Raw genomic sequence first — 9113 nt, forward strand, 5'->3', positions numbered from 1 at the left:
AGCAACACGCTACCAACTGGTTATGGACTTACAACAACGAAAGGCCGAACATGGCCTTGGGTGGCATAACGCCAGTACAAAAACTGGCGTTAGCCGCATAGCCTTCTACTTTTAGCTTCGGTTAAAAATGGGGGGATTACCACTTGGGTGATCCCTATGTGGGTTTAATGGTAGTCTCAATGGGTGCTAGCTTTGAAAGAGAGAGGCTATGGGACTATTTTGCCAAGGCTTTAGTTAGAGATAAAAATTTTTATGCAGCACACAGCCAAATGATTCATGCCCTCGCCGAGAAGTGGGGTGGTGAACCGGGTGAGATGTTCACGGTGGCGTATAAGGCCAGCGGAAATGCCCCCGAGGGTAGCCCTTTAGCCGGGTTGCTAGCCGAGGCCCATATCGAACATTGGCTTTATCTGCATATGACGGACCGCGAAGACGAAGCAGAGATATATTTCAGAGAGCCTCAAATTAGACAAGATTTGACTGATGCTTACAGAAAAATTCAGTGCCTAACACCAACGTCTTTTAGTTTGGTGAAGGCGTTTAACAACTTTGCAATGTGCTTCTATTTGGGGGGATTAAACGAGTCGGCAAAAGAAGCCATCACCACCTTGAATGGCAAGTTCTTAGAGTATCCTTGGCAATACCTAAATGAATCGTCTTTATCGATACTAGATTCGCGCTACACACTTGATGAGGTACAGAAAAGGCTGTCTCTCTCAATGCGAGATTTACCCGATGTAATTGTAAAAAGTAAGCTCTCTTTTTCGGATGAATCTCATGAAGACAGTGACAAAACCGTTATTGAAACGCCAGTAGAAAATTCTCAGCGTCGCCGACTGAAAACACCCGTAGTTGTACCCTTAAGTATTGCCATGGTTTCCGTTTTGGTGCTGGGCTATCCGCTTCTAAAGATACTGAGAGCAGATATAGGTATATTGGAGTCGTTTGAGCCAATATCACTACCGCTTTTTGCACTGAGTCAAATAGGCCTGTGTGTGCTCGTTATTCTAACGGCTAGAGAGCTTAAAACCTTTCTCTACAGGTATCCTGTAATTGACAGTGTAGAATCTTTGCAAGCGCTGAAGCCCGTAGCGAGAACTAATATGCACGCTGCGCTTCTGGCGTTCTTTTTTCTCGGTGTTGGTTCACTCTCCGGAATTATGGCTTTAATCAATAATGGGATAGGGGTAAAAATAGTTGTTTTTATTATATATATCGCCACGATGGTTCTATTTGCAATTTATAATTCGATCGAAAATAAAGTAAAGCAGATCGAGTGTATGGACGAATCATTGGAAACAGAGTTGCGTAAAATACTCGATTGCTGGTTACATAAAGCGTTACCCAATTTTTAGAGTAGTGCGTCGTTAGGATAGATGGAAGTCGTATGGCTAAAGATACAAGCAAGGTTTTGGCGGGTGCACTATTTTTTATAAAAGATAACGTACGAACATTAATCATGGCTCTATTGTGGCCAACTATAGTGCTAACTTTGATTGATTTGACATTCTATCTTGAACTCGGGTTCATATATTCATTCGTTTTCGAGCTTATAAGTTTTATCATTCAGGTCATATTTGCTATAACAATACATAGGCTGGTTCTGCTTGGTCCTGCATCTTTATCAAGGTGGGGGATTGTTCGGTGGACCTGGATAGAAACCAAATTTCTGATCCGTTTCGTTGTTCTGTCATTTGCTATATTCATCCCGATTATCTTACTTGTTTCTACAATTCCAGGCATTATTGTTGGTGCTCTACTAGCTCTGTTATTGGCATCTAGACTCAGCCTTGTGTTTCCCGCCATAGCAATAGACAAACGGATGTCGTTTATTGAGTCGTGGCGATTGACTAAGAATCATTTTGTACTGATGATGACAGTCATTGTTTTACTGCCAATTTTATTTGGGGCAACAGTCTATATATTTCAGTTCATGCCTTACGGCTACTTCTTGTCTATTCCTCTATATTTACTCTTTATCGTGTATGAAGTGGTGGCGCTTTCTTTGTCATACCATTTAATTATTGACGAATCTAAAGTAGATGCGGAAGGTACAAACAATCACTTTAACGATTAATTTAGTTTAGAATTCGCTAAAAATTTATTAGGCGGCTATGAATAAAAGAAAAATACCCCTTTTGTTGGGCTTAATTCTTTTTGTTTTCTGTCTGAATCAAGCGTTAAATCAGAACGCTTTTAACAAAATATTTGGCTTTTATTCGTTGGGCAATATTGTGCAGATGCGGGGAAGACTATTTGGTTGCCTTGATTGCGATACAACCTATTTATCGTTTAAACCGTCGGACCAGGAAGTTGAGCAAATACTATCGCAACAAAACTGCAATTTAGAACCTTACTCAAGGAATGTACACGGTGACCATATTGGTGGGCTTGAATTTAGTGCGCCCTCGTGGATGGACAAGTGCTTTAGAGGCGAAGTGTGCAGGTATGGCAAAGGTGCGCTCTGGTATGAAGAGCGCAGTGGCTTAATGTGTTACGGCCATATTATTATTTTCTAGCTTGAGCTTGAGCTTGAGCTTGAAAACCGGTAAAGAGTGCAGAGGCAGGCATAGGGTTATTGGGCATTTATGCTGTCAGCCGACCTGCCAGAAAGCCGAAAACCGCTTTAACCCGGCGGGTGTGTCTTAGCTCGCGATGTGACACTAACCACAGTGAGCCCACGTAAGGTTGAAAGTCATCACAGGCGCGGACCACACCCGGTTCGGCGTCGCCGATAGCGCTCATGGTAATGCCCACGCCCATACCGGCTTTAACCAGTTCCCAGTGCACCGTATGGTTTTCTGTCGCGACGCAGAAGTGATCTGACCCGATCGCCAGCCCTCGGGCGTTAAACTGTTTTAGCAGTTCGGTGTTGTCGTCAAAGCCAATAAACTCGCAGTCGACCAAATCCGCAATGCTATTGCCCGTCCGGCGCTGTCGCAAGTACTCAGGGGTTGCATACAAATACGCGTGAAAGTCTTTTAAGCGCCGGGCTATTAAATCCGGTTGGGTGGGTTCGGCCGCCCGCAAGGCGATGTCCGCCTCGCGTCGACGCAAGTCGCTCAAGGTGTTGGTGGCCAAGAGTTCTACGGTAATTTTGGGGTAGGCTGCACGCAAATCGCGCAGTATCGATGGCAGTAAATAGGCGGCCATAGAATCGGTGGCGGATACACGAACGCGCCCTGCAACCGCCTCGTTCTGCCCGGCGGCCTGCAGGGATAACTGATTGGCCGCGTCCGCCATGCTGCGCACATGGTCCAACAGGCTGATACCGGTAGGGGTGAGTTCTAAGCCTCGGCCGTAGCGCTCGAACAGAGCCACGTCCAACTCTTGTTCCAGCGCGCGTACCTGACGCCCCAGGGTTGGCTGGGCTACACCCAAAACCCGAGCCGCTGCCGACAGGGACCCCTCTTGCGCGGTGACTAAAAATGCCCGTGCATGGTTCCAATCAAAGTTTACGCCGCGCCAATCCATGATTCCCTCGCCCAAAGTATGCGGTTAGCGGTCTAGGCAGATGCCTCACCTATGCATATATGTTGATCTGATAGGCAATAATAGGTAATTCCTATTCGTTTTTGTAGCTTTATACTGACAAACATCCGGGTATCCGCGATGCCCCTGAACAATCACCGGCCTTGTTGAGCACACATGGAGAGCACTATGAGCAGCGCGTCTTTCTGGGACCGTACCGCCGCGAAATACGCGAAAAGCCCGATAGCGGATGAAGTTACCTACGAGAAGAAGTTGGCACTCACGCGGGAGCACCTAAACCCCGAGAGCAAAGTTCTTGAGCTCGGTTGCGGCACCGGTACCACCGCCCTTAAGCACGCGCCCTACGCCCAACAGATAGACGCCTGGGATATCTCCCCTAAAATGCTCGAGATTGCCCGGCAAAAACAAGCGCAGCAGCAAATCAGCAACGTGACCTTTCACTGCGGTCAGATCAGCGCCATGACCTTGCCCAAAGCAAGCTACGACTTGGCAATGGCTCACAGTGTGTTGCATCTGCTCGATGACAAAGAGGCCACACTGCATACCATTTACGAGGCACTTAAGCCGGGCGGCATCTTCGTTAGCAGTACCGCTTGCCTCGGCAACAAGCTGAAATGGCTCAAGTTGATTGCCAAACCCATGTGCTTACTGGGCTTTTGGCCGCCAGTCTACTTTTTCAGCTCCGAGGAACTGCAAACGGCGATAACGCGCGCGGGCTTTACCATTGAGCACTCATGGTTGCCGGAAAAAGCCGTGGCCCACTTTTTTATTGCCCGCAAGCCGGTTAAAGCACAGGCAGATCGCTGGGGGAGTTACCCTGCTGCAAACATTTAAGCCATCGGCAAATGAGGCAACTGTTTCACAAAATACAGCCATAAAATCGATGGCAACATTGGGTAAAGTAGGTATATCCTTAACGGACAACAGTATCGTTCTGCCTGCCAGTCGGATGCTTACCAATACAACAATAAGAGATACGACATGCCTTTTTCCCAAGAACAACTCAGCGAACTTAACCTGTTAGCCTTATTCGAATCGTCGTCTTCGCAAGAAGGCATCAAAGTCCACAAACACTCTGCCGACCCAGCCACCGTGGCTGCCGCCGAGCGCTTGCACCAACGAGGCCTGGTGACCCAGCCCGATGGTGGCTATCTCACGCCGCTGGGCAGTGAAATCACCGAACAAGTACACAAAATACTCTCGGTACTCACCAGCGCCCCATAGCCGCGTCGCAAAGCCAGCTTTGCTGGCTTTAAGCAAAACGGTCGGCGTTTTCGTATCAGCGGAATTTGTCGGTTGGCGCAGGTGTCTATTGCCTCAATAGATTTATCTGACGCCACTCATTAATGACCCCCCACTAATCAGTATCGACACCTGACACCCGAACGCAGTTTCTGCCCGCCTCTTTCGCGACGTAAAGCGCTTTATCTGCCTGGCGAATCAGTTCCCCGATATTTTGCTTGGGCTGAAGCTCAGCCAAGCCTATCGAACAGGTGAAATGCAAAACTTTGCCTTCGTATTCGACGGCTTTGTTAGCACAGGCATCGCAGATATTTTGCGCTATGGTTTGGGCGGTATTAATGCGGCACTCGATCAGCCCTATGGCGAACTCCTCTCCGCCCACCCGACCGAGCAGGTCCGCTTTGCGGGTTTGCTCCCGGCAAATGGCCGCCATGGTGCGGATGACTTCGTCGCCGGCGGGGTGACCATGAGTGTCATTAATAATTTTAAAATTATCGATATCCAATTGCAGCAACACCAGCTGCTCTGACTCCCGATGAACGCGGGCGATTTCCTCCTCCAGCCGTTGGAAAAAGTAAACCCGCGAAGACAGTTGGGTTAAGTTGTCACTGATCGCAATGTTTAATAGCCGGCTGGAAACCTGCTCTAAGGATTGGTGAGCGTCGGCAAGGGCGCGTAAATGCGTCATTCTGCGCTGATGGGCATCGATGACGCGCTCGACAATCAGGATCAGCAATACGCCCAGTACCAGTACCGTTAGAGCCAGAATCCCACTGCGGTGATACAGTTGTAGGAAGTTGGCGATACTGGCGCTGTGCCATACGGTCAACTCCAGCTGGCCGATGGGTGCGCTCGCAATGAATAACCGCTCGCTTTCGAGTTGCCAAACGTCCCAGTCCTCAGGGTAATGTAGGTCTTCTACCAGGGCCACCTGGCGGTGCTGATCCAGGCGATAGGTGGCTTCTAAGATTGCCTCGCTTACCGGGGCATACAGCCGCGCTCCCAATTGCTGCATCACATCAGAGGGGGTCGTGCTACTGATCACCATACCGTTGCGGTCGGTAATCCAGGTTCTTGTCGTTGACAGGGGCAGTTGGCTGAGTAAATTGGGCGCATCCAGGCGCACGACGGCAGCTCCTAAAAACTCACCGTTGGCATAAGATGCGTAGGAAAAGAACAATGAGGGCAGAGGCACCCGTTTGCCTACCGCAAACTGGTGGCCCGAGCCGTTAAGGCGGGCCTGGCTGAAATACTCCCGCGACTGATAGTTCTCACCCAGGCAACCCACCGGTTGCGCCTCACCATCAATTTGGGTGTAGGCCGTAGCAATGCAGTTGCCCGAGGCATCGAGCACGAACAACGACATTAAATCCAAATTTTGCAGCAGGCGGGTGACAAGATCGTTGGCGGAGGCCGCCGTAGGGTTGGCTTCCAAAAAGGCTTTGCGTTCGCCAAACGTCATATCGGCAAACCGGCTGGCATACTCGTTCATGGTGCGCTGGTGATTGATAATCGCCGTATCCTGCGACAAGGCGACCGCCAGCTTGTCGGCTGCCAGCAGCTCCTTCTCTGCCAGCTGAGCGAATATATTGGCCTGGCGCTTTACCGTGTTTTGTTGCCGGGTTAGCTCAGACGCCGCAAACCGCTCTACCAGCAAATGACTGGCCCAACCGCCAACCAACAACCAACCACACCAGCGCTACTGCCAGCGCAATGGCCTGCAATCGCCGAAATAGCGGCAGATCTGGCTTGCGAAAAGGCGTGGTGGCCGCCTCGCGCATACTTTGAATGGACGTTGTTGGTTTTGTGTTCATACATGGCTCAGTAGCCGCAGCGCTTAGGCGTTACCGGGTATAAACGGTAAGTGAGTTCAAAAGCGGCTGACGAATCGTTTTAGCCCTCCAAAAACGGTACTATTCTCTCAGTATAGAAAACAATTGCACAAAGACATTGTAGGAAGATCGTTAAATCCTAACCCTTTTATAAAGGCTCAGCATGGACGACTCTACCGAGCAGCAAATCCTTACCTGCTGGAGCGACAACACCGCGCCCTGGGTAAAGGCCATAAACAACGGCGAGATTGCAAGCCGCACGCGCATCACCAACGGCGCGATTATCAATGCAATAGAACCGTTAAAGGTCAACAGCCTGCTAGACATTGGCTGTGGCGAGGGCTGGCTGGTGCGGGAGCTGACCCAGCGCGGCATTCAGGCGGCGGGCATTGATGGCTCACAAGGGTTAATCGCAAAGGCCCAAGAACTGGGCCCGGAAGACTACACACTGCTCACCTACCAGCAACTCACCGCCGCACGTATTGCCCGGCGCTACGACCTTGCCGTATGCAACTTCTCCCTACTGGGCAAAGAATCCGTCGAGCAGGTATTCAGAGCCGTACCGCACCTACTCAACAACAACGGCTACTTCGTAGTGCAAACCCTACACCCCATAACCGCATCACAAACCGAGCCCTACGTTGATGGCTGGCGCCAAGGCAACTGGGCGGGCTTCAACAAAGACTTCAAAAACCCAGCCCCCTGGTACTTCCGCACACTGGAAACCTGGCTAACCTTTTTTATAAATGCAGGCTTCACGCTAAGAGCGATTCAAGCCCCACCCGACCCCACAACCCAAAAACCCGCGTCGCTGATAATCACAGGGCAACTGTAAGAGTTGCTAGCTAGATTGCCCTAACAGGTTGGAGTTGGATGTTTCACCCTCAACGGGCGAGTGACTTCTGTTACGCGACAGAAGTAACCAAGGCCGCTACCACGCATCCATGCGTCCGCGGCAAGGCTGGCCCCATGAGCGTAGCGAGTGTCTTGGGTCTTAGTGAGTCCCTTCACGTCAGCGCGCCTCCCTGAGATACTGCCCTACGGGCTTCCTCGCTCCAGCTGATTCTGGAGGTCGGAAAAAATCGCGGCAGCCCAGGCTACCTTCTCTGCCGCTAAGCAGCATTCACCTTGTCCACGCGTTTTTCCTTTCGCGCATGTCCATAAAGTCCTCAAAAACAGGGCCGGCTCACCCCACAGGCCGAACTCTCCTATTAGGTTGACTTCCTTTGAATTTCGATAGTATTAATAATAAGCTGCTCTAACCACCTATCAAAACCCTCACGATTGGTGGATTCATTCGAAAACCTTTCTCGAATCTCAAGCAATCTGGAATCATTTTTAATTTTCTCAGGCATCATTCCTTTATCGCTTAGCTCCATTATTCTTTCAACCCAAGCTTCACATAGTTGTCGATAAGTCTTCAAATCATCGATGCTAGACACTTCACCATGTCCAGGCACATATTTAGTTTCCGCGTTGCCAAGTGAAATCGCCAAATTTAGAGAATCAACCTGACCTGCCAGACCTCCAGAGAAAAAAGATGGGTACCATCCAATAGTATAAATATCACCAAGAAAAATTACATTCTCTTCAGCAAGACGATAAATAACATCACTTTTATCATGCGAATTAACCGCATAACCTTCAATAAGCCTGCTGTGTATATTCACGCGGATCGCATCTGAAAAACTGATAAAGTTAGCATTCTTTTCTAATTCAGCCTTGTCGCTCGCTATCAATACTGAGTTCGAATTTAAAAACTCTTCATTACTTCCGGTGTGATCAAAATGATCATGAGTCATCAGCACATACTCAACGGGATTATTTGACAAAGTCTTTAAATTATTCAACAAATAGTCTCTTGACTCGGCAATCATAGTATCAACCAGAGTTATTGAGCCTTCATCCAGAATTACACCTACATTCGACCCCTTCCCGTTACCTCCTTCAATAAGAAAAACCGATTTTGCAATTTCCAAAGGTGGGGAATTCTCCGAAGCCTGACAAGTATAGGCTGCCATAAAAGCTAAAATAATAATCATGTGAAATTTCATATTGATACCTTATTAATTCCGCAATGCTAATCTGTTGTAATAAAATAGCAGCCGAACAACGTCGATATAGACTATATAGATATCCATATATTTTCTTAAAAGTATATCTTCGGCAGTGGTCTTTGATAAATCTAATCATTGCATTACTATGGGCTTGCTCTTCAGAGTTAGGGCCCGCTTTAACATTCGCCCTATTGCGCTCCGGCTGATTCTGACTGGCTTTTAACTTAGCTTTCAGAAAGTCAATCTTTATTTCTACGCCCACTATAGCTTGCATAAGTCGATCGGTAAACCGATTAAGATGCTGTATTTAGCCAGGCCGAATCCTCTACTAAGTAAGTGGGGTCAGATGAGAATGGCACTTACTTAAGCTTTTTCGGATGACCACTCTTTCTGACTTCTTCGCGTGCTTGATCTCTTGGTTTTAACAGTAGTGGGAACGGTTTTGGCCTTCTCTTGACGGCTCGGGGCTCTATACGCCTAGGTCGATTAC

General features: G+C 48.7%; 9 protein-coding genes. 5 read left to right on the forward strand and 4 right to left on the reverse strand.

The window, feature by feature from the left end; all coding sequences use genetic code 11:
- Nucleotides 1–143: 143 nt before the first annotated feature.
- Together QWI17_RS09845 and QWI17_RS09850 are read left to right on the forward strand one after the other, a co-directional pair.
- The gene (locus QWI17_RS09845) at nucleotides 144–1355 is read left to right on the forward strand and encodes a hypothetical protein (protein WP_302722337.1); all 1212 of its coding nucleotides are present in this window, start codon (nucleotides 144–146) and stop codon (nucleotides 1353–1355) included.
- 32 nt (nucleotides 1356–1387) lie between these two features.
- The gene (locus QWI17_RS09850; RefSeq protein ID WP_302722338.1) at nucleotides 1388–2077 is read left to right on the forward strand and encodes a hypothetical protein; all 690 of its coding nucleotides are present in this window, start codon (nucleotides 1388–1390) and stop codon (nucleotides 2075–2077) included.
- Nucleotides 2078–2586: 509 nt separating this feature from the next.
- Here QWI17_RS09850 and QWI17_RS09855 read toward each other — a convergent pair.
- Nucleotides 2587–3474, reverse strand: coding sequence for a LysR family transcriptional regulator (locus QWI17_RS09855; protein WP_302722339.1), 888 nt, complete (start codon nucleotides 3472–3474; stop codon nucleotides 2587–2589).
- A gap of 186 nt (nucleotides 3475–3660) precedes the next feature.
- Here QWI17_RS09855 and QWI17_RS09860 point away from each other — a divergent pair, with 186 nt between their 5' ends.
- Complete coding sequence (locus QWI17_RS09860) at nucleotides 3661–4326, forward strand: class I SAM-dependent DNA methyltransferase (RefSeq protein ID WP_302722340.1); 666 nt, start codon at nucleotides 3661–3663, stop codon at nucleotides 4324–4326.
- A 147-nt stretch (nucleotides 4327–4473) separates the two neighbouring features.
- Complete coding sequence (locus tag QWI17_RS09865) at nucleotides 4474–4716, forward strand: TIGR02647 family protein (RefSeq protein ID WP_302722341.1); 243 nt, start codon at nucleotides 4474–4476, stop codon at nucleotides 4714–4716.
- A gap of 133 nt (nucleotides 4717–4849) precedes the next feature.
- Here the strand turns inward: QWI17_RS09865 and QWI17_RS09870 are convergent, their stop codons facing one another.
- Together QWI17_RS09870 and QWI17_RS09875 are read right to left on the reverse strand one after the other, a co-directional pair.
- On the reverse strand, nucleotides 4850–6418 hold the full coding sequence (locus tag QWI17_RS09870) for a sensor domain-containing diguanylate cyclase (RefSeq protein WP_302722342.1): 1569 nt from the start codon (nucleotides 6416–6418) through the stop codon (nucleotides 4850–4852).
- Nucleotides 6363–6548, reverse strand: a complete 186-nt coding sequence (locus QWI17_RS09875) for a hypothetical protein (RefSeq protein ID WP_302722343.1) — start codon at nucleotides 6546–6548, stop codon at nucleotides 6363–6365. The genes QWI17_RS09870 and QWI17_RS09875 overlap by 56 nt, the downstream gene beginning before the upstream one ends.
- Before the next feature lie 181 nt (nucleotides 6549–6729).
- On the opposite strand from QWI17_RS09875, the gene QWI17_RS09880 reads away from it, so the two are divergent.
- The gene (locus QWI17_RS09880) at nucleotides 6730–7401 is read left to right on the forward strand and encodes a class I SAM-dependent methyltransferase (RefSeq protein WP_302722344.1); all 672 of its coding nucleotides are present in this window, start codon (nucleotides 6730–6732) and stop codon (nucleotides 7399–7401) included.
- A 376-nt stretch (nucleotides 7402–7777) separates the two neighbouring features.
- Here the strand turns inward: QWI17_RS09880 and QWI17_RS09885 are convergent, their stop codons facing one another.
- Nucleotides 7778–8620 (reverse strand): MBL fold metallo-hydrolase, encoded by an 843-nt coding sequence (locus tag QWI17_RS09885; RefSeq protein WP_302722345.1) that lies wholly within the window; start codon nucleotides 8618–8620, stop codon nucleotides 7778–7780.
- Nucleotides 8621–9113: the final 493 nt, after the last annotated feature.

Origin of the sequence: Gilvimarinus gilvus (assembly GCF_030518155.1) — a bacterium.
GTDB classification, from domain to species: domain Bacteria; phylum Pseudomonadota; class Gammaproteobacteria; order Pseudomonadales; family Cellvibrionaceae; genus Gilvimarinus; species Gilvimarinus gilvus.